This window comes from Pannonibacter carbonis (genome assembly GCF_003012935.1).
GTDB lineage: Bacteria > Pseudomonadota > Alphaproteobacteria > Rhizobiales > Stappiaceae > Pannonibacter > Pannonibacter carbonis.
Genome location: NZ_PUDR01000012.1, coordinates 138572 through 162144, shown reverse-complemented (window position 1 = coordinate 162144; position 23573 = coordinate 138572). Strand labels below are relative to the sequence as shown.

Here is a 23573-nt window from a genome sequence, read left to right as displayed (position 1 = left end):
CGGCTGTCAAGCCGCATTTTTCAGAATTTTCAGGAAGCAACTTCCCGTCGCCGGCGACGTTGCCGCCGTCGTTGAGCCAGCTTATAGGGGGCCAAACACCCAACCGTCAATCAACAATTTTGAAAAAAGTCGCGCAGTGCAAAAATTTCTGCAGCCGATCTGTGGATAAGACGGTAACGGCAGGATCATCAAGCCTTTGAAATAAATGGTGAAAAACCAACACCGACTTATCAACAAACTGAGCAAAAGAAAATGTGCGGCGCAGCACGCCTGCAGCCATATTGATGGAAATGCCGAGGTTTCGGCTGCCCTGCTCGCGCATATTGGCCCGAAAATCCGGCCGTTTTTGAAAGAACCGCCTGGATCAGGCCGTTTCCAGCGCCATGGCGGTTGCAAGACCGCCAACGGCGGCAATCGCCGCAAGCCCCCGGCTGCCCGTCGGCAACGCCCGCAGCTCCTGAACAAGGCGCACGGCAAGAATGGCCCCGGACGCGCCGATGGGGTGACCCCGGCTTAATGCGCCACCGCCGGCATTCACAGCTGCACTGTCAAAGCCGAACCCGGACAGACAGGCCAGCGCCTGGACAGCGAAGGCTTCCATCAGTTCCACCCGGCCCAGGGAAGCCGCTTGCCAGCCGAGCCGCTGCAACACGCGCGCCATCGCCTGCCTTGGCACCAGCGCCGGATCAACGGGATCCCCTCCCGCCAGCGCTGCCCCGCGGAACCGGCACAGGATCGGCCAGCCATGTGCCCGGGCCAGAGCCTCGTCAGCCAGAACCAGCATCGCCGCAGCATCCGCCTCGACAGCAACCGTCGCGGAGGTAAGTCCATGATCGGCATCGCCAGCGAGAACGGCGGCACGCTGCATCACCTCCGGCCGCAAAACACGGGTAAAGGCGTCGCGGTCCAGCCCGGGGAACGGAACCAGCTCGTTGGCAAGACGCCCGTCTGCGCGAGCTGCAAGCGCCCGTACATGACTGGCGCGGGCAAACTGCTCCTGGACGACCCGGCTGTGGCCTTGCCGGGCCGCCAGCCGGGCCGCGGCCTGAAGCGGATCGGGATCGCGCGCAGGATCGGCGACAAAGGCCGGACGATCATAGGCGACGGCTTCGTCACCTTTCTGCAGCGGTCGATGCATGCGGATCGGTGCCCGGCTGAAACTCTCGATACCGCCGGCGACAACGACAGTTGCTTCCCCGGCGGCGATGGACCGCGCTGCCATGACCACCGCGTCCAGACCGCTGCAGCATTGCCGGTCGAGGGTCAGGGCGCTCACTCTATCAGGAAGACCGGCGGCAAGAGCCACGAGACGGGCAGGATTTCCACCGGCCCCCAGCGCATTGCCAAGAATGACTTCGGTAACCTCAGCTGCGGCGGGACCGGCATCTTGAAGCACTGCCTTGAGGACCGGAACGCCCAGGCCTGTGAGATCGAGCCGGGACAGGGCCCCGCCGCGCGGGGCCACCGGCGAACGCCGCGCCGCCACGATGACCACGGACCGGCTCATGCGCCGGGCTCTGCCACAGCGGAGCATCGGTTCAGGGGCACTGCGCTGCACTGGTCTTGAGCTGTTTCTTTTGCCAGCTCTCTTCCCTCTTCCCGGGCCTCTTCCCGGGTCAACACCAGCGCCTCGAGCGCTGGCAAGTCGATCTTGCCGCCGGAGGTCAGGGGAAAGCTCTTGAACAGATGGAACCGGCGCGGGCATCTGGCCCGACCGAGCGCAGCAAGGCAAAGCCGGCGAAGATATCCCGGATCGATGACGCCGTTCGCCTCAAGCTGGATCGCCGCCACGGGAACCCGGCCGCGGAGCCGGTCGGGCGCGCCGAAGACGGCAGCCAGGGCGACACCGTCTGCTTCCCGCAGCACCTGCTCGGCTTCCTCGGGAAACAGATTGAGCCCGGCGCTGACAAACATGCGTTTGTCGCGCCCCGCCAGATAGAGATTGCCGTCAGCATCACGCCAGCCCCGGTCACCGATGGTGAGAAACTCGCCATCCCAGCGCACCTCCGAGCCGCCGCCACAAATATAGCCGGTAAACAGCAGCGGGCTGCGCACGAAGATGGTCCCGGTCGCGGTGCGGCCCGTGTTGTCGAGAACCGCCGTGCCGCACTCACGGCCGGTCTCATCGCGCAGGGACATCTCGACGCCGGGAAAGGGTTTGCCGACGGAGCCAACCGGAGCGGGCTGCGGATCAGCGGACAGGGTGAGGAAACTCATTTCCGAGGCGCCGTAGAATTCGGCCATATGGGTGTGCGGCAGCGCGGCACGCAAGGCGGCTTTCTCGCCAGCGCCCCAGGCTGCCCCGCTGACCAGGCACAGCCGCAGGCCGGGCAGATCCAGTCCGAGCCGCGTGATCTCGCGCTGCATCAGCACCAGCTGGGTCGGCGTAGCGTAAAGCACCGTGATGCCGGATGATGCAAGGCTGCGCGCCAGCCGCCCCGGCAGAAAGCTCTCGGCGAGGGTCACGCAGGCCCCGCAGTGCAGCGCCTCGACGGCCCCGTAAAGATGCAGCGAATGGGCGAGACTGCCTGGCACCAGCACATGATCCGCCGCGTCGATGGCGAAGATCTCACGGCTAAGGGCGAAGCTGTCGGTCCATGACCGGTGGCTTCGGGCATAGCCCTTGGGCTCGCCGGTCGAGCCGGAGGTGAAGCCGGCATAAAAGAGATGGTCGCGGGCAGGCTCTGGCCAGTCTGCCCCGGTGACCGCCTCCCGCCGAAGCTCCGAAAGCCGGGCGGCGTCCAGGTACACTGCGGGCGCTGTGGCGGCGCGGATCGCCGCCCTGCGCGGCGCAGGCCAGGCTGGATCCAGCACCAGCGCGACTGCCCCGGCGCGGACAATGGCGAAAAAGGCAACAAGCAGGTCCAGCGGATCGGCAAGATCCAGCGCAACACGGGGCTGACGCGTCAATGCATTCTGGCCATCAAACGGCAAGACAGCGCCCGATACGCCAAGGGCGCTGGCCAGCGTGCCGGCAAGCGCCCTGATTTCAGCGCCCAGCGCCGAATAGGTCAGTTGCCGCGACCCACAGGACAGCGCGACCGCGTCGGGACGGGCTGCCGCATGTCCGGCAAGTGCCGCCCCGACGAAGCTCATCCGCGCGACACCAGGGCGCGCGGGAAGCCGCGCGAGACGGTCTCGGCCACGACAGCCGCGATCGCCACCTTGATCAGGTCGCCCGGAATATAGACGGCGCTGCCAATCAGCGCCTTGTCGAGCGACAGGCCCGCCATCAGGGCGAGGCCCGGCACGCCGAAAAGATAGACAACTCCGATGCCGCCGACGGCCGCCGCGACGGCGGCAGCCGGCAAAACGGCCAGCTTGCGGCTGCGCTGCATGATCAGGCCAGCAACAAAGGCACCAACCGGAAAGCCGATCAGGAAGCCGACCGAGGGACCGGCGAAAACGGCAAGCCCACCCCGGCCACCGGCCAGGAGCGGCGCGCCCAGCGCCACCAGGAACAGGAAGAGGCAGACGGCGAGCGCACTGCGCACCGGCCCAAGCATGACGCCGGCCAGCATGACGCCGAGCGACTGGGCGGTGATTGGCACGCCGCCAAGGAAGGGAATGGCAAAGGGTGGCAGAAGCCCCAGCACCGCGATCAGCGCGGCGTAGAAAGCGATCTGCACAAGGCTGTGGTCCCGTGAAACGGACATCGGTTTCTCCATGTCAGCCGCCAGCACCGCAAGAAGCGGAACCTGGACGGCAGGGCCACTGGCATCAGGCGCGTGGCTGGACCCGCTTCTCATACCGGCAGTCAGGAGTTCAGGCAAATCGGCAAAGCAGCGGAGGGAGCAGCATGCTGCCTCAGGACAGGCGGCGCGGCGGACGCGCCGCGGCGGGACGGCCAAGACCATCGGCCCCGCCACGGGCAATCAGGGCTTCGGCGACATGATCGGACAGTTTCAGCGCCTGCAAGGCCAGCGGGGCAATCAGGCGCCAGCTGGCCGGGCGTCCGGTGCGCGCCCGCCAGGCCTCGGACAAGGCGCCATAGACCGCCAGCAGAACCGGCACGAAGCGCAGCACCAGGGTAACCGCCAGAGCCGGCCGGCGGGGCGATATGCCGACAAGGGCAAGCGGGCGGAACATTGGTGCGACTGCCGCCATCATGTCGTCCATCCGCGTCGTCAGCGTCACGAGATTGGCGAGCAGCACCATGGTGAGAAGCCGCAAGACAACGCTGACGCCCTCCATGACGAAGCCGGTGACCGCATGCAGCAGCAGCAGGATCACAAGGATTGGCAGCAGCGGGCGGACCAGCTGGACTTGCCGTATCCCCTCTTTGCCCAGCAGGGCATAGAGCCCAAGGGCAAGGCCGAGCGCTCCGGCCAGCACCAGTGGCTCAGTCACCGGCATGAGGACAGCGCTGAGAAATGCAAGCAGGATCAGTTTTATCCCGGCTGGCATCCGGTGAAGAAAGCTGCTGCCGGGAATATAGAGCGAAAGCATCCGTTCCCCCGCTCAGGCAGGTTCGGCGGCAGCGCGCCGGTCGATGTCGTCGACGTAGGCCGGCAGCACGGTGCCCGGCTCCCCGTCCATGCGCAGCAGACCATCCTCGATCCACAGCACCCGGTCAAAACCCTGGATAAGCTGAAGGTCATGGCTGACCATGACCAGTTTCTGCGGCAGGCCCACGAGACGGCGCATCAACTGCCGCGTGGCCAAGCCATCAAGACTGGCGAAGGGCTCATCCAGGACAACCAGATCCGGCCGCATGACCAGAACCGACAGGATACAGATCAGCTGCTTCTGACCTTCGGAAAGATCATGAAACGGTCGCTCTGCGAGCGCCGCGCAGCCGTGCTGGCCAAGAAATTTCAGGGCCCCCGCCCGCGCCACTGTCCGATCTTCACCCAGTTGGGTGAGACCGAAGGCGACTTCCTCCGCCACAGTCGGAAAGATCGCCTGGTGGTCCGGGTTCTGGAAGACAAAGCCGACGTGGCGCGGCAGTTCCGCCCGGACAAGCCGCGTGTCTGCGCCATAGACCTGGACTTCACCGTTGTCAGGCAGCAGCAGGCCGTTGAGCAGGCGCACGAAGCTGGATTTTCCGGAGCCGTTGAGACCGATGACGGCAACGCGCCGCTCGCTGAGCGTCAGGGATAAGTTGGAGAGAACCGTCTTGCCGGACCGCAGCAGCGTGACATTGGAAAAGACGGCGTAATCCGCCCGGCGCGGATCGCAGGCAGCTGTCGTCTCCCCATGCACGTTTCTTGACCAGAATGCCATGTCCTGTCCGTATCCTCGCCATCGCCGCCCGCTTATTGCCGCCCAGTCCGGGCATGTCAAAGGCCGGCTTCCGGTCGCCGCCAGGCCGGGGGTCTCAGATCTGGACCGGCAGGCTATCCTTGCCGCCCCGTGTTGCGGCGTAATAGGCCCAGAACAGGCGCGCTGCAACGCCACGCCAGGGCGACCAACTGGCGGCAATCACATCCAGTGTTTTGGGATCGGGCCGCGCATCGAGACCAAACGCATCGCGGACCGCATTCTGCAACGCGATATCACCACTGGGGAAGATGTCCGGATGGCCAGCACAAAAGAGCAGGAAGATATCAGACGTCCAGCGCCCGATGCCCTTGATGGCGCACAGCTGGGCTTCGGCGTCGGCGGCCGGCACAGTCGCAAGATGGCCAAGGTCGAGGCCAGCGGCGACAGCATCGGTCATGGCTCGCATCGTGCGGATCTTAGGGCGGGACAGTCCGGCCCCGGCGAGATCCTCGTCCGTGAACCGGGTGAGGTTCTCCGCCTCCAGCGGCGAGACAAGGGTCTCGAGCCGGGCAAAGATCGCCCGGGCACTGGCAACAGACACTTGCTGCGAGACGACAATCCCGACCAGAGCGGCAAAATTCGCCTCGCGCCGGCGCAGGGGCACATCTCCGGCAATGGCCAGGACCTCCGCCAGACGAGGGTCGAGCACCGGCAGTGCGGCAAGACCGGCGGCAATGTCGTCCAACGATTCGATCGGCTGCATTCCGTGCTCCTGTCAGATTCGGCGCAGCTTCCGCTATCTGCGCAAGGGGAGCAATGGTGCCGGCAGGCCTGAGGCAGGCGCTGACATAACCACAGCAGGGCTTGCAAAGCGCTGCCGGACAGAAACAATGCCGGCATGACTGCGACCTTCCGCTTTGCCCCCTCCCCCAATGGACCGCTGCACCTTGGCCACGCGCTGTCGGCCTTGCTCAATCTCGACATGGCCCGGAGCGTGAATGGCCGCGTGTTGCTGCGCATCGAGGACATCGATACGGTTCGCTGCACGCCGGATCTCGTATCCGCGATGCTGGACGATCTCCACTGGATCGGGTTCGATGCCGACCCGCCGCACCGGCGGCAATCCGAGCACTTTGCCGACTACGCGGACGCCCTGCAGCGGCTCGGTGCGATGGGATTGATCTACAAGGCCGTTCTGACCCGGGCGGAAATCCGCCATGTGGTAGCGCAAAGGGATGCGGCTGGGCTGTCATGGCCGCGCGACCCGGACGGGGCGCCACTCTATCCTGGCGATGCCGCATTGCTGTCAGAAGCGGAGGTCACGACACGGCTGGCGCAAGGGGAGCCTTATGCCCTGCGGCTTGACATGACCCGAGCGCTGCAGATGGCGGGGACACCGCTCGACTGGCTGGAAACCGGCACCGGGCCGGCTGGCGAAAGCGGCCAGGTCACCGCTGATCCATCGGCCTGGGGCGATGTCATCCTGGCGCGAAAGGACACCCCGACCTCCTATCACCTGTCCGTCGTAGTGGACGACGCGCGGCAGGGCATTACCCATGTGGTGCGGGGGCATGACCTGTTTCACGCCACCTCGGTGCACCGGTTGCTGCAACATCTGCTGGACCTGCCCGCCCCGGTCTACCAGCACCACCGCCTGATCACCGGACCAGATGGGCGCAAACTGTCGAAATCGGCGGGCGACACCGGCTTGCGCGATTTGCGGGAAGCCGGATGGACGCCGGCAGACATCCGGGCCCGGATCGGGCTCTGAAGCGGGGCCGGCACCTTCGCTCAGCCGGCGGATGCACCAATCAATCCCATCGCGTCCAGCACCATGACCCACAAGCCGCAAGTGAGAACTGCTGCGGCAGTGGTCAGAGTAATCGAATTGGCCGACATCGCATGGCCGGTGCCATAGCGGTTGGCGAAGATAAAGGCATTGACCCCAGTCGGACAGGCTGCCGTCAAGGTCATCACCGCGACCCAGAGCGGCGGCAAGTTGAAGACATGAAGACCCAGTCCCAAAACAACGGCAGGCATCAGCGCAACCTTGACCAGACTGAGCAACAGGCCGGGCAGAAGATTGCCGCGAATGCCGTAAAGCACCATGCTCATTCCAAGCGACAACAGGGCGATTGGCAGTGACGTGGATGAAATACGGGTGAGGACATCCTCGAAAATGCCGGTCAGCGGCAGGCCGGACAGTCGCCACAGCACGGAACAGAGAATGGCGATCACGATCGGGTTTTGCGCCAGGCTGATGACAATGGTCCTGACAACCGCGAAGGGAGAACGCGCTTCGGCCATGCCATCTAGGGCTGCCGCCCGTTCCATCAGAATCGCAGTGACGATGGTCATCACCGGCAGATGCACGGAAATCAGCAGGATCAGCGGCACGAGGCCGTCCTTGCCGAAGACGGCCGACACCAGCGGTATGCCGACCATCACCGTATTGGCAAAGCCAGCCGAGATGCCGCCGATGACCCCGGCCCGGGCTTCGCGGGCAAACAGCCGGCGGATGACCAGGGTGCCGGTGGTCCAGGCAATCGCAACACCGCCAAAATAGGTCAGCCACATGGCCCAGGGCGAGGCATCGCCAATGGAAACAACGGCCAGTGTCTTGAAGATCAGGACCGGGATCGCAATGACATAGACAAACTGGCCCAGCGCCTCACCGACGGCCGCCGACAGGATCCCGGTTCGGGCCGTGGCATAGCCGATGCCGACCAGCAGGAACACGGGCAAGACGATGGTGAAGACCTGTACAAACATCGGCACCCGCAGTTGGCAGAACCTGTGAGGAGTTATTGGTCCCACGATCAGGCAGCGTGGACCAGACAGGCAGCCCGTGCGACACTCCAACCATAAGAACTGAAAGGTGTGCAGCACACCGCAAAACCTTAGTCACGCCCTTCATGCCGGTCAACCGGACAGGTCAGGGCATCCAGACTGGATCAACCACCGCATGACAGACGAGGGCAGCGACACGGATGCGGCCGGCCACAGCGCCGAGGCCGAACTGGCTCTCGTGGCCCATGATCTGCGCACACCGCTCAATGCCATGCGCCTGACGGCGGAACTCATCGCACAGGGGCCACTGCAGCCGCAGCAACAGGAACGGCTTGGCATCCTGCTCGATGCCATCGATGCGCTAAGCGCCATGACAGGCGATCTGATCCAGCGCGGCCGCTCCAAGCAAGCAACCGGACCCCAGAAGCCAAATGAAGATGCGCGGCTGATCCTGCAAAGCGTGCATGACCTGTTTGCCGCCGTTGCCGAGCGCAAGCGTCTCGATCTCATTGTCACACTGACCGAGCAACCCTTGCTGCTGACACAGCAGGTGGCCATCGCCTTTCGCCGCATAGTCACGACGCTCCTCGACAATGCCCTGAAATACACCCAACGCGGCAGCATCCGGCTTGACCTGGCTCCCGCCACCGAACCCGGGCAATTGCAGCTTGTCGTCACCGACACGGGTCCGGGCATCGATGTGCTGGAACGCTCCAGGCTGTTCCGGCCTTTCACCCGGGGCACAGCCGGACGCGCGGGCGGCAGCGGGTCGGGGCTCGGGCTGTGGGGCGCACGGGCACTGGTTGAACAGGCCGGCGGGCACCTCGACCTGACCACCGCGCCGGGCGGTGGCTGCCGCTTTGCCATCGAGCTGCCACTGGCCGATCGCCCAGGTGAAGGAACGGCCGCGTCGCGCGAAGCCAATGTCGAGGCACATGTCCTGATCGTGGATGACAATGACACCAACCGGCGGCTTCTCTCGGCCCTGCTGGAATCCTTCGCGATGACCAGCGACCAGGCCGGCAGCGGCGCTGCAGCTGTCGCGATGGCAGCACGAACCCCCTATGACGCGGTGCTCATGGACCTGCACATGCCGGGCATGACCGGAATGGAGGCGGCGGAAGCCCTGCGGCATGGCCCGGATGGTGCAAGACTGCCGCTGATCGCCGTGACTGCGGCCCTCGAGGCCGTTGGCGACCGGCGTCTGCGGCAGGCAGGATTCCAAGAAGTTCTGGCCAAGCCTTTGTCTCCCTCGCATCTGTATCAGGCCCTTGAGCTTGCCCGCCAAAGACGCAAACTGAGAATGGCGGAACAGGTTGTCGATGCCTGAACCTGGACCTCAGGTGACGATCCGAAGCGCCCATTCGACAGCATCTTCCAGCCGATCATTGCCCCAATAGAGTTCACCGTCTTCGGTGACGAAACTCGGCGCCCCGAAAATGCCAAGGGTTTCGGCTTCTGCAACAGCGGCCCGAAGGCCGATCTTGACCTCTATGCTCTCGGCCGCCGCCATTACCGCACGGGCATCGGCGCCAAGGTCCAACAGCAGGGCGGCGATCAGGGCCCGATCGGAAATGTCGCGCCCTTCGCCGAATTCAGCCATGAAAACAGCGCGAATGAAGCTGCCGGCCCAGTCCGCCTTGCGATTGGCATGGGCAATCCGCGCGGCGATCAGGCCGTTCTGCGGAAACGGCTGCGGCTGAACCAGCGGCAGGCCGGCTTCTTCCGTCATCCGCTCCATCTCGCGCCACATGTAGCGGCCCTTGGCGGGAAAGAGGTTAAACGGCGAAGTGGACCAGCCCTGCCGGCTGAAGATGGGCCCGAGCAGGAACGGCCGCCACTCCAGTTCAAGGCCGCGATCCTTGGCCACCGTTTCGATGCGCATGGCCGTCAAGTAACTGTATGTGGAGCCAAAATCGAACCAGAAGGAGAGTTTTGGCCGTTGCGCAGTCATGCATTCTCTCCCACATGCGGGCGGAAAAGACGGTATCGCCGTCGATGAAGAATTCAGATATTGAAGCCAGATGTCAGACAGGATCCGGATGTACCGCGAAAACGTTGGACGCGGAATGACCCGCTTCGGTGGATGGGTCACCCGCCATCCCTTTCGTGCGACCTTTCTCTACATCGCACTTGTGTCAGGCATATTCCTTGTTTTTCCGGGACTTGACCTTGCTGCGAGCGGAGCTTTTCATGATCCCGTGCTCGGCTTTTTCGCGCAAGGCGAACCCATCCTGCGCAAGCTCCGCTACCTTGGACCGCATATTGTCCAGATAATCGCGATTGTCAGCATCGGTGTCCTCTTGCTGAAGCTGCTCCTGCCGGGACGGGCACCGGTCATACCCTTGAGAACACCGGTGTTTCTGCTGACAACGCTGATCCTGGGGCCGGGACTGGTGGTCAATGCGCTGCTGAAGAACACCTGGGGCCGACCGCGGCCGGTGATGGTGGAACAGTTCGGCGGCGACATGCCGTATGTTCCGGTCTGGCTGCCGAGCAACTGGTGCGACACCAACTGTTCCTTCGTCTCTGGCGAAGGGTCCGCGAGTGTCTGGCTGCTGACATTGGTGTTCATCGCACCGAAGGCCTGGCGACCCGTGATACTGGCCGCACTCGTCCCGTTGATCCTGGCCCTGTCCGCCAACAGGGTTGCGTTCGGCGGTCATTTCCTCTCCGACACATTGCTGTCCTGGGGCGTGACCTTCCTTGTTGTTCTGAGCGTTTATCACATCCTCTACCGCCGCCCCGGCCGCTGGTTGACCGATCAGGGACTTGACGAGGCGCTGACGAAGGCCGGCCGTGCGCTGCAACGCGCCGTTGCCATGGTCACCACAACGGCATCGATCCGGGCCCGGTCCTTCCTGACAAAGTTCCGCTGAACCGGTCAGCCGTCAGACGCGAATGCCGATCTCTTCGGCCACCCGGCGCGCACCGTCCTCCACCATCCGGAACACCGTCTCGAAGCCGGTCGGACCACCATAATAGGGATCCGGCACGTCGCATGGCGGAGCATCAAGGAACAGGCGAACAGTTGCTGTCGCCTGGGCCGGCATCATGCGTTTGAGATCCGACAAATTGCTGCCATCCATCGCCAAGATCAGGTCAAAGCGGGAGAAATCCGCGCCAATGACCTGCCGCGCCTTCTGGCCCGAAATATCGATGCCATGGCGGGCCGCAACCGCAATCGACCGGGGGTCCGGCGCCTCGCCCTGATGCCAGGCTCCGGTGCCAGCCGAATCGATCAGCAACGGTTCTCCGCCAGCATGATGATGGGTGAGGTGACGAAACACGCCTTCTGCCAGAGGCGAGCGACAGATGTTGCCGAGGCAGACGAAGAGGACGGCAGGCATGGGCAGGTCCCGGCTGGCAGCTGAAGCGGTCGGTGCCTATATTCAGCGGCAACGGATGCCGAGGCAAGCCGCAAGGCGAACGATGGAGGCAGGATATGGCGGAACGGCTGAGTGCAGATGCGCGCAACCATGAACTGGCAAACCTGCCGCACTGGACAGTGGTCGAAGGACGGGAGGCCATTCACCGGCGCCTGGTCTTCGCCGACTTCACGGCAGCATTCGCCTTCATGACCAAGGTGGCGCTGATGGCGGAGAAGATGGATCATCACCCCGACTGGTCGAATGTCTACCGCACGGTGGACATCACCCTGACCACCCATGATGCAGGCGGATTGACGGAGCTGGATGTGAAACTTGCCCGCAAGATCGACAAGGCCGCAGCCGGGACTGCCGCCGCCTGACCGTCAGGGGCGATTGCCTTTCTCGATCGTGAACCGGATGATGTCGTCGTGACGATCCTGGGCAATCAGGCGGTGGCCATCCTCGTTACACATGTGCGGGATATCGAGAACGGACATCGGATCTGTCGCCTCGACAACAAGCCGCGCGCCAGCCTCAAGGCGGATAAGTGCCTGGCGCGTGCGCAGAACCGGAAGCGGGCACTTGAGGCCCTTCAGATCGAGAAAATCGCTGGACGTCATGCGTCCCTTCTGGGCGAGCCGCCCTGCCCCGTCAAGCATCCAGCAGAAAAGGAAACAGGCATGAGCGTGAATTCTATCGACCTCGACCCCCTGAGTGTATTGGAGTTCTGGTGGCAGGCCGGTCCGAACAAATGGTTTGCCCGCGATGATGCCTTCGACCATCAGATCCGTGACCGGTTTCTGTCGCACATGGATGCGGCAAAGGCGGGCGATCTCGACACATGGCTCGACACGCCGCATGGCGCCCTGGCGCTGATCATTCTCACGGACCAGTTCCCGCGCAACGTCTACCGCAACGATCCGCGCGCCTTTGCAGCCGACCCCAAGGCCTGCGACGTCGCCGACATCGCCCTGTCGCGCAGCTTTGACCTCGCCTTCCCCAAGTCGGTGCGTGTGTTTTTCTATCTTCCCTATGAACACGCCGAAGACATCGACCTGCAGGAAAAGGCCGTCGACCTGTGCCGGCGCACCGGCGAACAGACCTATTACCACTACGCCCTGCTGCATATGGATGTAATCCGCAGGTTCGGCCGCTTTCCCCATCGCAACACGGTGCTTGGCCGGGAAACCACTGCAGCAGAAGCAGCCTATCTGGCCGATCGCGGCTTTTCAGCCTGACATCAGCGGCGCGCCCAAATCTTGGGCACGCCCAAAGATGATTCAGGAAATGACCGTTAAATAGGCAAATTTAGATACTCGCCTAAAAAACAGGCAAATACCCTGCGATATTCTTTTGCAACGCAGCACGATCCACATCCCCCGGCTTGAAGTACCCAGCCTGACCCCGCAGAAAGCCTCGACTTTTTCCTATCTCCGGCAAAGTGGCACGGTCCTTGTTTAAGAGATCATGAAGCCGGCCCGACCCAGGGCGGCTGTCAGGGCGCGAAAGCCCGTGACAGCCCCCATCCAGGGCCCGGTGGCCAAGCCGCGCAACGGGCGCGGCGAACGAGGGGAAACGGGAAACGAGCATGAAAATCGTGATGGCCATCATCAAGCCGTTCAAGCTCGACGAGGTGCGCGACGCCCTCACGAGCATCGGCGTTCACGGACTGACAGTCACTGAAGTCAAAGGCTACGGCCGCCAGAAAGGTCACACCGAGATCTATCGCGGCGCCGAATATGCCGTGAACTTCCTGCCCAAGCTGAAGGTCGAGGTTGCCGTATCGAGCGAAACCGCAGACCGGGTCGTGGAAGCAATCACCACCGCTGCCAAGACCGGCCAGATCGGCGACGGCAAGATCTTTGTCTATTCCATCGAACAGGCGGTCCGCATTCGCACCGGCGAGTCGGACACGGATGCGCTCTGACGTATGAGGGGTTGAGTATCATGAAGAAAATTCTCGCATACGGCGCCTGCGCGCTGGCTGTCCTCGGAGCGACCATCGATCCGTCCCTGGCGCAGGACCAGGCTGCCGTTGTCACGGAAGCCGTCGTTGAAGCGGCGCCGGAATTCGCCAAGGCAGCAGACGTCGCCTATATTTTCAATACGCTGCTGTTCCTCATCGGCGGCTTCCTCGTGATGTTCATGGCGGCCGGCTTTGCCATGCTCGAAGCGGGCCTTGTCCGCTCGAAGAACGTGTCGATGCAGTGCCTGAAGAACATCGCCCTCTACTCGGTGGCGGGCCTGATGTTCTGGATCACCGGCTACAGCCTGATGTATTCGGGTGTCGACGGCGGCTTCATGGGCTCCTTCGGTCCCTATGCCTTCGATCCGGTCGGCGGCAACAATCTCGACACCGGCTACTCGACCGCGTCGGACTGGTTCTTCCAGATGGTGTTCTGCGCCACGACCGCCTCGATCGTTTCCGGCACCCTGGCTGAACGCATCAAGCTCTGGCCGTTCATGCTGTTCACGGTTCTCCTCACCGGCATCCTGTATCCGATTGCCGGCTCCTGGGTCTGGGGCGGCGGCTGGCTCAAGGGCATGGGCTTCTCGGACTTCGCCGGCTCGACCCTGGTTCACTCGGTCGGCGGCTGGGCCGCACTTGCAGGTGCCCTGATCCTGGGCGCACGCAAGGGCAAGTACACGGCAACCGGGCAGGTTGTCCCGATGCCGGGCTCGTCGATCCCGCTCGCAACGCTTGGCACCTTCATCCTGTGGCTCGGCTGGTTCGGCTTCAACGGCGCATCGCAGCTTGCCATGGGCACGATCGGTGACGTCTCCGACATCTCCCGCATCTTCGCCAACACCAACATGGCGGCGGCAGCCGGCGTTGTTGTCGCGATGGGCCTGACGCAGGTCCTCTACAAGAAGGTCGACGTGACCATGGCCCTGAACGGCGCCCTTGCCGGTCTGGTCTCCATCACGGCTGAACCGCTGGCTCCCAGCGTCTGGCAGGCCGTGTTCATCGGCGGCGTTGGCGGTGCACTTGTTGTCTTCGCTGTCCCGCTGCTCGACAAGCTGAAGATCGACGACGTGGTCGGTGCGATCCCGGTTCACCTGCTCTGCGGCATCTGGGGCACGCTCATCGTTCCGCTGTCGAACGGCGATACATCCTACGGCACCCAGGTCATCGGCATCCTTGCCTATGGCGTCTTCATCTTCGTTGCCTCGGCAATCCTGTGGACCATCCTGAAGTCCACGATCGGTATCCGCGTCAGCCCCGAAGAAGAAGCCCTCGGCCTCGACAAGGTGGAAATCGGCGTCGAAGCCTATCCGGAGTTCGGACAGGGTTCCGCCCGGATGTAAATCCAGACCTCCCAAGCGAAAGGCCGCAAATCGGCCACGCCTTGAAGCCCGGGGTTCGCCCCGGGCTTTTTTTGCGGGTCGCAAACCTCGGCCTCACCCTCGGCATCCGGCCAAGCGAAGCGCCGAGCCTGGGCCACTCTGAAGCATACGTTCAGAGCACCACGATCCCCGAGTGCTTGGCCTTGTGCTCCGGTTCAACATGGATGGTGACGCGGGCCCCGGGAAGAGCTTCCGCAATGGCCTGCTCGATCCGGTCGCAGATGTCATGCGCCGCAACGACGGTCATCTCGCCGGGAACCACCAGATGGAAATCGACAAAGGTGAGCTTTCCGGCAAGGCGTGTGCGCATGTCATGCGCTTCGATTGCACCGGCACCATGTTCGGAAATCAGCCCGCGCAGCTTTTCCTGAACATCGGTCGAAGCCGCTTCATCCATCAGCCCGCTGACCGATTCCTTCATCAGGATCCATCCGGACCACAGAACGTTCAGACCGACGAGACCCGCCAGCAGGGCATCGAACTGCTGCCATCCGGTCAGCCAGACCAACCCGACGCCAACGAGGACTGCAACCGAGGTCGCGACATCGGTGAAAAGATGGCGGCCATCCGCAGCCAGAGCCGGGGAGCCATGAGCGCGGCCGAAACGGACAAGATAGAATGCCCAGCCCGCATTGATCACGCTTGCCAACGCGTTCATGCCCAGGCCCTGCCAGGTGTAGTCCGCAGGAACCGGGGTCTGCAGCCCGCGCCAGGCCGCCTCGAAAATCGACAGCGCGGCGAGCACGATCATCACGCCCACCAGAACGGCAGCGAAATACTCGGCCTTGTCATGGCCATAAGGGTGATTGGAATCCGCCGGCTTGGAGGCAAACCACACCGCAACCAGCGCCGCGATGGACGAGGCGACATTGACGATCGATTCCAGCGCATCCGAATAAAGGGCGATGGATCCTGTCAGGGCGTAGGCGAGATATTTCAACGCCAGCACGCCGAGACCGATCAGGACACTGCCCAGGGCAATGCGCACACGCAGGCTCATGGGTCCCCCTTGCAAGGCTCGCGAACAGGCCGGTGGGGACGGATACGTCCCAACCGGATTGCCTTCTGGCGGGGACAGGCCTAGCAGCTTTCAATGAAGAAACAAGAACCGGATCGCCGAGCGGAGGCCTACATCCCGTTATCCCACAGCATACCGGCCGCGCCGATGATCCGGCCGGGGCCATCTTCGCCGGTGAGCTGAATAAGGACGACGCATTTCTCGCCGCCGGTTTTCTTCAACTCGACGCGCGGCATACGGAAGGTCTCGTTGCCACCGGACCACATGCCCACCGTCTGCTGGCGCCGCACGACATTCGCATAGGTGATGGTGCGGCCGCTGTTCTCGCCGCGCTCGACCGTGATGTCCTCGCGCGGGCTGACCTGCAGGATCGAGACGGATGCCATGCGGGCGCCTTGCGGCAAAGTCCCGGCCACGGAGACTTCAAGAGCATCGGCCGTGTAGCTGAGGGTGACGACTGCCGTCAGCGGATCGGCACGCTCGAGCGCATCGGCGAGAGCCTTGCTATTCGAGCCCACCACATGCTGCTCCCCGTTGACGACGATCTGCGGGGTGTAAACCGACCGGTCGCCACGCCGGGCGGCGTAGGCCCGCTGGCGCTCGGAATTCTCCGGCGAGGCCAGCGTATCCTTCCAGCCGAGATAGTCCCAGTAATCGACCGGCAGGGTCAGCGCGAGCACATCGGGATCTGACGCAAGGCCAGCGACGATCTCGTCGGCTGGCGGACAGGACGAGCAGCCCTGACTGGTGAACAGCTCGATGACCCGGGAGGGGCCAGCAAGGGCTGATCCGGATGCAAGCATCACCGCCATCACGCCCAAAACGAGCCTGCGGGGCCACACGTGAACCAACTGGCTGGCCCGCCGGCGCACCGAGGCGTCGCGGGCATCAGGGCGTTGCCAGAACCCCTGCCGAGAGGCTGATTTCATGTCCACATCACCCACTGAAACACCCTGTCCCTGGTGGCACGATACGCCGACCTGACCTCCTGTCCAGTCACGAGCGGGTGAGACTTTTTGCCGGTTTGCGTGAACTGGAACCCGCAGCAGCGCAGCGGATCAGCCCTTGGGCAGGCTCAGTACCTGCTCAAGCTGCGGCAGGAAGACATCCCGGTAACTCTCCGGCGTCAGCGGGCCGATATACTTGAAGCGGATGATGCCGGCCGCATCGATGATGTAGGTTTCCGGAACTCCGTAGACGCCCCACTCGATGGCCGCGCGGCCGGTGTCGTCAGCGCCGATCCGGTCGAAGGGATTGCCGAGGCTGCCGAGAAAGCGCCGGGCGTTTTCCGGCTTGTCCTTGTAGTTGATCGCAAACAGGCGGACGCGGTCGTCCTTGCCGAGCTGTTCGAGCATCGGATGCTCCTGCCGGCAGGGCACGCACCAGGACGCGAAGACATTGACCACGGTGACGCCACCGGTCAGGTCCGCACCGGAAAAGCCGGGGATCTGCTGGCCATCGCGCATCAGGCCCTCGACCGGGCCGAGCGCCATCATGGGGGCCGGCTTGTCGAGCAGGGCCGAGGGGATGGTCGAGGGATCGCGGCCAAGGACGAGCTGGAACAGGAACAACCCAGCGAGCGCCAGGAACACGACCAGTGGCAACAGGGCGAACAGCGGCAGGCGGCGGCGCGGGGCGACCGGCTGCGGCGTCTCTGCATCCGGGGCTGGAACGCTCATGCCTGTGTCCTTGCGCCAGAACGCCGGCCAATGCCCTGGGCTTCCAGATCGCGCAGGGCCGCTTCCTGACGGGCGCGGTCGATGCGGACCCAGGCAATGAGACCGATCACGACGGCCAGACAGATGCCGTAGGACCACAGGATGAAGGCCGCATGCGGACCAAGATCGAGAAATTCGAAAAGGGCCATGAGTTTACTCCGCAGCAGCAGATCGGACAGACGCCGTCGCCGTCGCCGGCCGGATGGCGGCGGCACGCTGGCGCAGGGCCGTCACCCGGCGGCGCAGGATCTCGTTCTGCATGGCCATCAGGTGCAAGACGAAGAACAGCAGCGTGAAGGCGAGGGCCATGACGAGCAGCGGCCACAGGATATCCGGGTGAATGGTCGGGCCGTCCATGCGCATGACGCTGGCAGGCTGATGCAGCGTGTTCCACCAGTCGACGGAAAACTTGATGATCGGCAGGTTCAGCGCGCCCACCAGGGTCAGGACAGCTGCGGCCTTGCCCGCCTTGATCGGGTCTTCCATCGTGCGCCACAGGGCCATCAGGCCCAGATACATGATGAACAGCACCAGCACCGAGGTCAGGCGCGCATCCCAGACCCAGTACGTGCCCCACATCGGCTTGCCCCACAGGGAGCCGGTGATCAGCGACATGAAGGTGAAGGCAGCCCCCAGCGGCGCAGCAGCCTTGGCGGAGACATCGGCCAGCGGGTGCTTCCACACCAGCGTTCCGAGCGAGGACAAGGCCATGATCGAGTAACACATCATCGCCAGCCAGGCCGCAGGCACATGGATGTACATGATCCGCACCGTGTCGCCCTGCTGGTAATCCTCCGGCGCCACGAAAAAGGCCATGTAGAGCCCGACGGCAAAGGCAAGCACACAAAGCCCCGTCAGCCAGGGCAGAAGCGCGCGGCTGAGAGACAGGAAACGGGTCGGGTTCGCCAGATCGATGAGTGCCATGTAACCGTTCTAAACCGGAAGCCAGCTTGCGTCCATTGGCGCAAGCGTCACTTCATTGCGCAGGCGATGTAGGCGCGCCTTGTCCTGAATCAATCGCAAGCCTTCGTCAATCGGCGGAAAAACGCAGTGCGGCGGCTGCGGCAACCGGTCCCACCACAGCGGAAATCAGGCTGAGGGCGCAAAGGATCAGGAACGGCGTCAGGAACGGCATCGGCTCGCTGACAGCGGCATCGGCCGCGCTCACCCCGAAAATCAGCACCGGAATGGCCAGAGGCACGACGAGGACGGCCAGCAGCAACCCGCCGCGCCGCAGCGACACGGTCAGGGCGGCACCGATCGCGCCGATCAGCGTCAGCGCCGGCGTGCCGACGAGAAGCGTCAGCGTCACGGCGCCGATGGCCACAGGTTCAAGGTTCAGGAACACGGCGAGCACGGGAGCGGCCAGCACCAGCGGCACGCCGGTCGCCACCCAGTGGGCAAGGCACTTGGCCAGCACGATGAGTTCCATCGGCCGCCCGGCCATCAGGACAAGATCGAGCGAGCCGTCGTCCCGGTCTGCCTGGAACAGCCGGTCGAGACCCAGGAGCGTCGACAGCAAGGCGCCGATCCACAGGATCGCCGGGCCGACGCGGGACAGGAGATTGAGATCCGGCCCCATGCCGAACGGCACGACAGTGACCACCGCGAGGAAGAACAGGACCCCGATGAGGGCGCCGCCGCCGACCCGAAGCGCCAGCCTCAGTTCACGGGCGACGAGGGCCGAAAACCAGCCACTCATGCCGGTTCCTCCTCTGTGTCCTCATGTGCATCCGGGGCCACTGCGGCCGAAAGGTGCAACGCCGCTGCGGGAGACAGCGCCAGCCTTGAATGCGTGGCGGTGATGATCAGCCCGCCTTCGGCAAGGTGTCCGTTCATGAAGCCGAGCAACTGCGCTTCCGACGCCGTGTCGAGCGCTGACGTCGGCTCATCCATCAGCCAGATCGGGCGCGGCGAGACGAACAGCCGGGCCAGCGCCAGCCGCCGTGTCTGTCCGGCGGAGAGATAGGCGGCCGGAAGGTTCACCGTGTGGCCGATCCCGAGGCGGTCCAGGATCTCGCGTGAGGCCAGCGCCTTGCCCGCAAAGCCCTGAGGCCGTGCCGGAGCGGTGAACTCGCGCAAGAATTCGAGGTTTTCCAGCACGGTCAGCGCGCGTTTGACCGCGCTGTCATGGCCGAAATAGTGGGCATGCTCGGCAACACTGCGCTCGGGCTCACCGCCCTCCAGCGTCAGACGGCCTTCGCCCGCCGGGACAAGCCCTGCCAAAGTGCGCAGCAGCGTCGACTTGCCAACGCCATTGGCTCCCGTGATCACCAGCGCATGGCCTGCGGTCAGGGTAAAGCCCAGCCCGGCAAAAACCCGTCGTCCGCCCCGGTCGACGGCAAGATGTTCGGCGATCAGCTTCAGGGGAGCGCTCCGCTGGTTGGTTCCATCCTTGTTAGGGTGGGCTCCGGACGATGGCAAGCAGCGAGTATTGCGTAGAGGGGAGGGGCGGCCCGAGTTCATCGCCCATTGTTTCGCAGGCTGCATTTGCGCTGGATCATCTGTCCGGCCCTAACTCCTCTCCCCCCTTGAGGGGGAGATGCCCCCGGCAGGGGGCAGAGGGGGGTATGAGCCTTTCCCAAGTTACAAAGGTGGCGTTGCGTTGAAACGCTGACACCCCCCTCTGTCTGCTGGCGCAGACATCTCCCCCTCAAGGGGGAGAGGGGACTGCGGCCTCGTTCAGCTGCCTTTAAGCCCCTGGCCAGTCAGGCAAGCTGCTGTCCGTTTCTTGAACAAGGCGTCGCCGCCCCCCTCCCCTTGGTGGGGAGGGGTAAGGGGTGGGGGGCTCTGCACCAAAGCGATCTTATGTTCTCGTCTCTTGGTACGGAGCAGTACCATCGGCAGGAGGGCGGCGGGAGAGGTTGTCCCCCCACCCCCGTCCCCTCCCCACCAGGGGGAGGGGAGCTGAGAAGCAGAGCCGAAAACCAGCCATATGCATCCCCAAAACACTTGCGGCCGCCCGGGTGGGCGGCCGCAGTCAGGATCAGACTGTCAGTCCGGTCAGAACTGGATCGACCGGGCCGTCGCCATCTTTTCAAGCGGCGGAGAGAACTTGGTCAGGTCGATTCCTTCCACGGCCGCCTTGTACTCGTCGATGCTCGGGGTGCGGCCCAGCACGGCGGACAGCACGACGACCGGGGTCGAGGCGAGCAGCGACTCGCCCTTCTTCTCGGCGGTGTCTTCGACGACGCGGCCCTGGAACAGGCGGGTCGAGGTGGCCAGAACGGTGTCACCCTTCTCGGCCTTTTCCTGGTTGCCCATGCAGAGATTGCAGCCCGGACGCTCGAGATACAGGATGTTCTCGTATTCGGTGCGGGCCTTGTTCTTCGGCGCGTTGTCGTCGAACTCGAAGCCGGAGTACTTCTGCAGCACGTCCCAGTCGCCTTCGGCCTTCAGCTCATCGATGATGTTGTAAGTCGGCGCGGCCACGACGAGCGGAGCCTTGAACTCGACCTTGCCATTGGCCTTCTCGAGGTTCTTCAGCATCTGCGCGACGATCTTCATGTCGCCCTTGTGCACCATGCAGGAGCCGACGAAGCCGAGATCGACCTTCTTCTCGCCACCGTAGTAGGACACCGGACGGATCGTGTCGTGGGTGTAGCGCTTGGACACATCCGGGTTGTTGACGTCCGGGTCGGCGATCATCGGCTCATCGATCTGGTCGAGGTCGACAACGACTTCGGCGAAGTACTTGGCATTCTCGTCCGGAGCCAGGGCCGGCTTTTCGCCGGAGCGGATCTCGGCGATGCGCTTGTCGGCCTTGTCGATCAGGCCCTGAAGCACCTTCGCGTCGTTGTCCATGCCCTTGTCGATCATCACCTGGATGCGCGACTTGGCCAGCTCCAGCGAGCCGACCAGGGTCGCGTCATCGGAGATGCAGATGGAGGCCTTGGCCTTCATCTCGGCGGACCAGTCGGTGAAGGTGAAGGCTTGGTCGGCCAGCAGCGTGCCGATGTGCACTTCGATGACGCGGCCCTGGAAGACGTTGTCGCCGAACTGCTTCAGCATCTGGGCCTGGGTGGCGTGAACCACGTCGCGGAAGTCGACATGGTCCTTCATGGTGCCCTTGAACACCACCTTGACCGAATCCGGGATCGGCATGGTCGCCTCGCCGGTCGCCAGGGCCAGGGCCACGGTGCCGGAGTCGGCACCAAAGGCCACGCCCTTGGACATGCGGGTGTGCGAATCGCCGCCGATGATGATGTCCCAGTCATCCACGGTGATGTCGTTGAGCACCTTGTGGATCACGTCCGTCATGGAGTGATAGGCACCCTTCGGGTCACGCGCGGTGATCAGGCCGAACTTGTGCATGAAGCTCATCAATTTCGGGATGTTGGCCTGCGCCTTCAGATCCCAGACCGATGCGGTGTGGCAGCCGGACTGATAGGCACCATCCACCAGCGGGGAGATGACCGTGGCGGCCATCGCTTCCAGCTCCTGCGCTGTCATCAGGCCGGTGGTGTCCTGCGAACCGACGATGTTGACGCGCACGCGCACGTCGGAGCCGGCATGCAGCACCTTGCCCGGCGCAACGCCGACGGCATTGCGGTTGAAGATCTTCTCGACAGCCGTCAGGCCCTGGCCCGCATGCGAGACTTCCTTCGCCGGGGAGAACACGACCGGTGCCTCGATGCCGAGGGTCTGGGCGGCAAAGGTCTGCAGCTTCTTGCCGAAGACGATGGCGTATGAGCCGCCAGCGCGCATCGATTCGACCTTCTGCGGACGGAACGAGGCGGCGACATCGGCCAGCTCTTCGCTGCCGTCTTCGCTCAGCAGCTTCTTCGTCTTGGTGTTGATCTTCAGCACGGTGCCGGTGTCGACCGAGTACTTCTGCACCAGGATCGGGTTGCCGGCGTTGTCGATGATCGGATTGCCGTTCTCGTCCAGCTTCTTGACCCAGTTCTTCAGGTCAATGCCGATGCCGCCGGTCACGTCGACCGTGGTCAGGAAGATCGGCGAAATGCCGTTGGTGCCGGCGACGACCGGAGCGATGTTGACGAAGGGAACATAGGGGCTGGCCTGCTTGCCGGTCCACAGCGCCACGTTGTTGACGCCGGACATGCGCGAGGAGCCGACGCCCATCGTGCCCTTTTCGGCGATCATCATGACGCGCTTGTCGGGGTGCTGCGCCTGCAGGGCGCGGATTTCAGCCTGCGCTGCCTCGGTCATCATGCACTTGCCGTGCAGCTCGCGGTCAGAGCGGGAATGCGCCTGGTTGCCCGGCGACAGGAGGTCGGTGGAGATATCGCCCTCAGCGGCGATATAGGTCACGACCTTGATCTCGTCCTCGACTTCCGGAAGCTTGGTGAAGAATTCGGCCTTGGCGTAGCTCTCCAGAATGTCGCGGACGATCGGGTTACCGGCCTCGAAAGCGACCTTCAGACGATCAGTATCGGCGGCATAGAGGAAGACCTGCGTCTTCAGCACTTCGGCCGCGTCGCGGGCGATCGAGGCATCGTCACCCAGCGCCAGATCCAGCAGCACCTTGATCGACGGGCCGCCCTTCATGTGCGACAGCAGCTCGAAGGCGAAGGCGCGGGAGATTTCGGCGACCTTTTCGCTGCCGAGGATGATCTGCTTCAGGAACTCCGCCTTCTCACCAGCCGCGGTCGTGGTGCCGGGAATGGTGTTGTAGATGAAGAACTTGAGGCAATCGGCGCGGTGCTCGCTGCCGAGATCCTTGATGTGGCCGATCACTTCGCTGAGCAGCGCGGCGTCCTCGATGGGCTTGGGATGCAGGCCCTGGGTCTTCCGCGCTTCGATCTCTTTCAGGTAGTCGTTGTACAAGCTCATGATGGTCCTGGAGTTTTGATTATTGTTGGGATCTGCCCTCGTTGGCGAGCCAGCCGGGGCAGGTAGTGTTGGTGCGATTTTAAGGCCGTATACAATCGTATGCAATATCGTTTCGACCGTTTGCCGCCGATGTCGCCTGATTGCACTCCTTCTGAAGGAATCGGGTTTGTTCAGAAAAATTCAGCCCTAAATATCTGAAAAAAGCATGACATGGGTGCGTCGTCCCGGCAGGGCTGGGCGGCGCAGTCAAATGCCAGCTGCTGGCCGCTCCAGCGGAAATTCGCTATAGGGACAGGGTGGCATTCACCTTGTTGCGCGCGCAAGATG

Annotated in this window: 26 protein-coding genes; 7 read left to right on the top strand and 19 right to left on the bottom strand. The window is 63.7% G+C overall.

The annotated features are described in order from the left end of the window. Positions 1-106 precede the first annotated feature (106 nt). The 7 genes from C8348_RS22010 to C8348_RS16975 form a co-directional block, all read right to left on the bottom strand. Positions 107-322 (bottom strand): hypothetical protein, encoded by a 216-nt coding sequence (locus C8348_RS22010; protein WP_157950452.1) that lies wholly within the window; start codon positions 320-322, stop codon positions 107-109. A 42-nt stretch (positions 323-364) separates the two neighbouring features. Next, on the bottom strand, positions 365-1507 hold the full coding sequence (locus tag C8348_RS17000; RefSeq protein WP_106754564.1) for a thiolase family protein: 1143 nt from the start codon (positions 1505-1507) through the stop codon (positions 365-367). After that, on the bottom strand, positions 1504-3096 hold the full coding sequence (locus C8348_RS16995; protein ID WP_106754563.1) for an AMP-binding protein: 1593 nt from the start codon (positions 3094-3096) through the stop codon (positions 1504-1506). Before C8348_RS16995 ends, C8348_RS17000 begins: the two co-directional genes overlap by 4 nt. Further along, complete coding sequence (locus tag C8348_RS16990) at positions 3093-3656, bottom strand: biotin transporter BioY (protein WP_106754580.1); 564 nt, start codon at positions 3654-3656, stop codon at positions 3093-3095. The genes C8348_RS16995 and C8348_RS16990 overlap by 4 nt, the downstream gene beginning before the upstream one ends. Before the next feature lie 151 nt (positions 3657-3807). After that, the gene (locus C8348_RS16985; protein ID WP_106754562.1) at positions 3808-4449 is read right to left on the bottom strand and encodes an energy-coupling factor transporter transmembrane component T family protein; all 642 of its coding nucleotides are present in this window, start codon (positions 4447-4449) and stop codon (positions 3808-3810) included. Between the two features lie 12 nt (positions 4450-4461). Beyond that, a complete protein-coding gene (locus tag C8348_RS16980; protein WP_106754561.1) occupies positions 4462-5226 on the bottom strand; it encodes an energy-coupling factor ABC transporter ATP-binding protein in 765 nt (254 codons plus the stop codon). Between the two features lie 94 nt (positions 5227-5320). Continuing rightward, complete coding sequence (locus C8348_RS16975; RefSeq protein ID WP_106754560.1) at positions 5321-5968, bottom strand: DNA-3-methyladenine glycosylase family protein; 648 nt, start codon at positions 5966-5968, stop codon at positions 5321-5323. 135 nt (positions 5969-6103) lie between these two features. On the opposite strand from C8348_RS16975, the gene gluQRS reads away from it, so the two are divergent. Then, complete coding sequence (gene gluQRS / locus C8348_RS16970; protein WP_106754559.1) at positions 6104-6976, top strand: tRNA glutamyl-Q(34) synthetase GluQRS; 873 nt, start codon at positions 6104-6106, stop codon at positions 6974-6976. Between the two features lie 20 nt (positions 6977-6996). Here the strand turns inward: gluQRS and C8348_RS16965 are convergent, their stop codons facing one another. Continuing rightward, a complete protein-coding gene (locus C8348_RS16965; protein WP_106754558.1) occupies positions 6997-7977 on the bottom strand; it encodes an AEC family transporter in 981 nt (326 codons plus the stop codon). 193 nt (positions 7978-8170) lie between these two features. On the opposite strand from C8348_RS16965, the gene C8348_RS16960 reads away from it, so the two are divergent. Further along, positions 8171-9325, top strand: a complete 1155-nt coding sequence (locus C8348_RS16960) for a hybrid sensor histidine kinase/response regulator (RefSeq protein ID WP_106754557.1) — start codon at positions 8171-8173, stop codon at positions 9323-9325. Between the two features lie 9 nt (positions 9326-9334). Here C8348_RS16960 and C8348_RS16955 read toward each other — a convergent pair whose 3' ends face one another. Next, positions 9335-9949: a 2-hydroxychromene-2-carboxylate isomerase gene (locus C8348_RS16955; protein WP_106754556.1), complete on the bottom strand. Its 615-nt coding sequence runs from the start codon at positions 9947-9949 to the stop codon at positions 9335-9337. A 115-nt stretch (positions 9950-10064) separates the two neighbouring features. On the opposite strand from C8348_RS16955, the gene C8348_RS16950 reads away from it, so the two are divergent. Beyond that, a complete protein-coding gene (locus tag C8348_RS16950) occupies positions 10065-10874 on the top strand; it encodes a phosphatase PAP2 family protein (protein WP_208983801.1) in 810 nt (269 codons plus the stop codon). A 12-nt stretch (positions 10875-10886) separates the two neighbouring features. Here the strand turns inward: C8348_RS16950 and C8348_RS16945 are convergent, their stop codons facing one another. Further along, entirely contained in the window at positions 10887-11345 is a 459-nt protein-coding gene (locus C8348_RS16945) for a low molecular weight protein-tyrosine-phosphatase (protein ID WP_106754554.1), read from the bottom strand. Between the two features lie 95 nt (positions 11346-11440). On the opposite strand from C8348_RS16945, the gene C8348_RS16940 reads away from it, so the two are divergent. After that, positions 11441-11746 carry a 4a-hydroxytetrahydrobiopterin dehydratase gene (locus tag C8348_RS16940; protein ID WP_106754553.1) on the top strand — a complete coding sequence of 102 codons (306 nt, stop codon included), beginning with the start codon at positions 11441-11443 and terminating at the stop codon, positions 11744-11746. A 3-nt stretch (positions 11747-11749) separates the two neighbouring features. On the opposite strand, the gene C8348_RS16935 is transcribed toward C8348_RS16940, so the two are convergent. Next, positions 11750-11986, bottom strand: a complete 237-nt coding sequence (locus C8348_RS16935) for a sulfurtransferase TusA family protein (protein WP_106754552.1) — start codon at positions 11984-11986, stop codon at positions 11750-11752. Between the two features lie 60 nt (positions 11987-12046). On the opposite strand from C8348_RS16935, the gene C8348_RS16930 reads away from it, so the two are divergent. The 3 genes from C8348_RS16930 to C8348_RS16920 all read left to right on the top strand — a co-directional run bounded on the left by C8348_RS16930 (position 12047) and on the right by C8348_RS16920 (position 14675). Continuing rightward, positions 12047-12604: a DUF924 family protein gene (locus C8348_RS16930; RefSeq protein WP_106754551.1), complete on the top strand. Its 558-nt coding sequence runs from the start codon at positions 12047-12049 to the stop codon at positions 12602-12604. A gap of 350 nt (positions 12605-12954) precedes the next feature. Then, entirely contained in the window at positions 12955-13293 is a 339-nt protein-coding gene (locus C8348_RS16925) for a P-II family nitrogen regulator (RefSeq protein ID WP_106754550.1), read from the top strand. A 20-nt stretch (positions 13294-13313) separates the two neighbouring features. Then, positions 13314-14675 (top strand): ammonium transporter, encoded by a 1362-nt coding sequence (locus C8348_RS16920; protein WP_106754549.1) that lies wholly within the window; start codon positions 13314-13316, stop codon positions 14673-14675. Between the two features lie 151 nt (positions 14676-14826). On the opposite strand, the gene C8348_RS16915 is transcribed toward C8348_RS16920, so the two are convergent. The 8 genes from C8348_RS16915 to C8348_RS16880 all read right to left on the bottom strand — a co-directional run bounded on the left by C8348_RS16915 (position 14827) and on the right by C8348_RS16880 (position 23246). After that, positions 14827-15714, bottom strand: a complete 888-nt coding sequence (locus tag C8348_RS16915; RefSeq protein ID WP_106754548.1) for a cation diffusion facilitator family transporter — start codon at positions 15712-15714, stop codon at positions 14827-14829. A 128-nt stretch (positions 15715-15842) separates the two neighbouring features. Beyond that, positions 15843-16661, bottom strand: coding sequence for a DUF1223 domain-containing protein (locus C8348_RS16910; protein ID WP_106754547.1), 819 nt, complete (start codon positions 16659-16661; stop codon positions 15843-15845). A 129-nt stretch (positions 16662-16790) separates the two neighbouring features. Next, the gene (locus tag C8348_RS16905) at positions 16791-17411 is read right to left on the bottom strand and encodes a DsbE family thiol:disulfide interchange protein (RefSeq protein ID WP_106754546.1); all 621 of its coding nucleotides are present in this window, start codon (positions 17409-17411) and stop codon (positions 16791-16793) included. Further along, positions 17408-17599: a heme exporter protein CcmD gene (gene ccmD / locus C8348_RS16900; RefSeq protein ID WP_106754545.1), complete on the bottom strand. Its 192-nt coding sequence runs from the start codon at positions 17597-17599 to the stop codon at positions 17408-17410. Before ccmD ends, C8348_RS16905 begins: the two co-directional genes overlap by 4 nt. A 4-nt stretch (positions 17600-17603) precedes the next feature. Next, the gene (locus C8348_RS16895; RefSeq protein WP_106754544.1) at positions 17604-18374 is read right to left on the bottom strand and encodes a heme ABC transporter permease; all 771 of its coding nucleotides are present in this window, start codon (positions 18372-18374) and stop codon (positions 17604-17606) included. A 106-nt stretch (positions 18375-18480) separates the two neighbouring features. Then, a complete protein-coding gene (gene ccmB / locus C8348_RS16890; protein ID WP_106754543.1) occupies positions 18481-19152 on the bottom strand; it encodes a heme exporter protein CcmB in 672 nt (223 codons plus the stop codon). Beyond that, positions 19149-19874 (bottom strand): heme ABC exporter ATP-binding protein CcmA, encoded by a 726-nt coding sequence (gene ccmA / locus C8348_RS16885; protein ID WP_425270831.1) that lies wholly within the window; start codon positions 19872-19874, stop codon positions 19149-19151. Before ccmA ends, ccmB begins: the two co-directional genes overlap by 4 nt. A gap of 579 nt (positions 19875-20453) precedes the next feature. Continuing rightward, on the bottom strand, positions 20454-23246 hold the full coding sequence (locus C8348_RS16880; RefSeq protein ID WP_106754541.1) for a bifunctional aconitate hydratase 2/2-methylisocitrate dehydratase: 2793 nt from the start codon (positions 23244-23246) through the stop codon (positions 20454-20456). Positions 23247-23573: the final 327 nt, after the last annotated feature.

Coding starts and splice junctions, on each gene's coding strand:
- gluQRS (WP_106754559.1), top strand. CDS start 6,104: ATGACTGCGACCTTCCGCTTTGCCCCCTCCCCCAATGGACCGCTGCAC.
- C8348_RS16880 (WP_106754541.1), bottom strand. CDS start 23,246: ATGAGCTTGTACAACGACTACCTGAAAGAGATCGAAGCGCGGAAGACC.
- C8348_RS16940 (WP_106754553.1), top strand. CDS start 11,441: ATGGCGGAACGGCTGAGTGCAGATGCGCGCAACCATGAACTGGCAAAC.
- C8348_RS16915 (WP_106754548.1), bottom strand. CDS start 15,714: ATGAGCCTGCGTGTGCGCATTGCCCTGGGCAGTGTCCTGATCGGTCTC.
- C8348_RS16990 (WP_106754580.1), bottom strand. CDS start 3,656: ATGTCCGTTTCACGGGACCACAGCCTTGTGCAGATCGCTTTCTACGCC.
- C8348_RS16910 (WP_106754547.1), bottom strand. CDS start 16,661: ATGAAATCAGCCTCTCGGCAGGGGTTCTGGCAACGCCCTGATGCCCGC.
- C8348_RS16975 (WP_106754560.1), bottom strand. CDS start 5,968: ATGCAGCCGATCGAATCGTTGGACGACATTGCCGCCGGTCTTGCCGCA.
- C8348_RS16920 (WP_106754549.1), top strand. CDS start 13,314: ATGAAGAAAATTCTCGCATACGGCGCCTGCGCGCTGGCTGTCCTCGGA.
- C8348_RS16925 (WP_106754550.1), top strand. CDS start 12,955: ATGAAAATCGTGATGGCCATCATCAAGCCGTTCAAGCTCGACGAGGTG.
- C8348_RS16955 (WP_106754556.1), bottom strand. CDS start 9,949: ATGACTGCGCAACGGCCAAAACTCTCCTTCTGGTTCGATTTTGGCTCC.
- C8348_RS16960 (WP_106754557.1), top strand. CDS start 8,171: ATGACAGACGAGGGCAGCGACACGGATGCGGCCGGCCACAGCGCCGAG.
- C8348_RS16930 (WP_106754551.1), top strand. CDS start 12,047: ATGAGCGTGAATTCTATCGACCTCGACCCCCTGAGTGTATTGGAGTTC.
- C8348_RS16935 (WP_106754552.1), bottom strand. CDS start 11,986: ATGACGTCCAGCGATTTTCTCGATCTGAAGGGCCTCAAGTGCCCGCTT.
- C8348_RS16965 (WP_106754558.1), bottom strand. CDS start 7,977: ATGTTTGTACAGGTCTTCACCATCGTCTTGCCCGTGTTCCTGCTGGTC.
- C8348_RS16895 (WP_106754544.1), bottom strand. CDS start 18,374: ATGGCACTCATCGATCTGGCGAACCCGACCCGTTTCCTGTCTCTCAGC.
- C8348_RS16945 (WP_106754554.1), bottom strand. CDS start 11,345: ATGCCTGCCGTCCTCTTCGTCTGCCTCGGCAACATCTGTCGCTCGCCT.
- C8348_RS16995 (WP_106754563.1), bottom strand. CDS start 3,096: ATGAGCTTCGTCGGGGCGGCACTTGCCGGACATGCGGCAGCCCGTCCC.
- C8348_RS16980 (WP_106754561.1), bottom strand. CDS start 5,226: ATGGCATTCTGGTCAAGAAACGTGCATGGGGAGACGACAGCTGCCTGC.
- C8348_RS16985 (WP_106754562.1), bottom strand. CDS start 4,449: ATGCTTTCGCTCTATATTCCCGGCAGCAGCTTTCTTCACCGGATGCCA.
- C8348_RS22010 (WP_157950452.1), bottom strand. CDS start 322: ATGCGCGAGCAGGGCAGCCGAAACCTCGGCATTTCCATCAATATGGCT.
- C8348_RS16950 (WP_208983801.1), top strand. CDS start 10,065: ATGACCCGCTTCGGTGGATGGGTCACCCGCCATCCCTTTCGTGCGACC.
- ccmD (WP_106754545.1), bottom strand. CDS start 17,599: ATGGCCCTTTTCGAATTTCTCGATCTTGGTCCGCATGCGGCCTTCATC.
- ccmB (WP_106754543.1), bottom strand. CDS start 19,152: ATGAGTGGCTGGTTTTCGGCCCTCGTCGCCCGTGAACTGAGGCTGGCG.
- C8348_RS17000 (WP_106754564.1), bottom strand. CDS start 1,507: ATGAGCCGGTCCGTGGTCATCGTGGCGGCGCGGCGTTCGCCGGTGGCC.
- C8348_RS16905 (WP_106754546.1), bottom strand. CDS start 17,411: ATGAGCGTTCCAGCCCCGGATGCAGAGACGCCGCAGCCGGTCGCCCCG.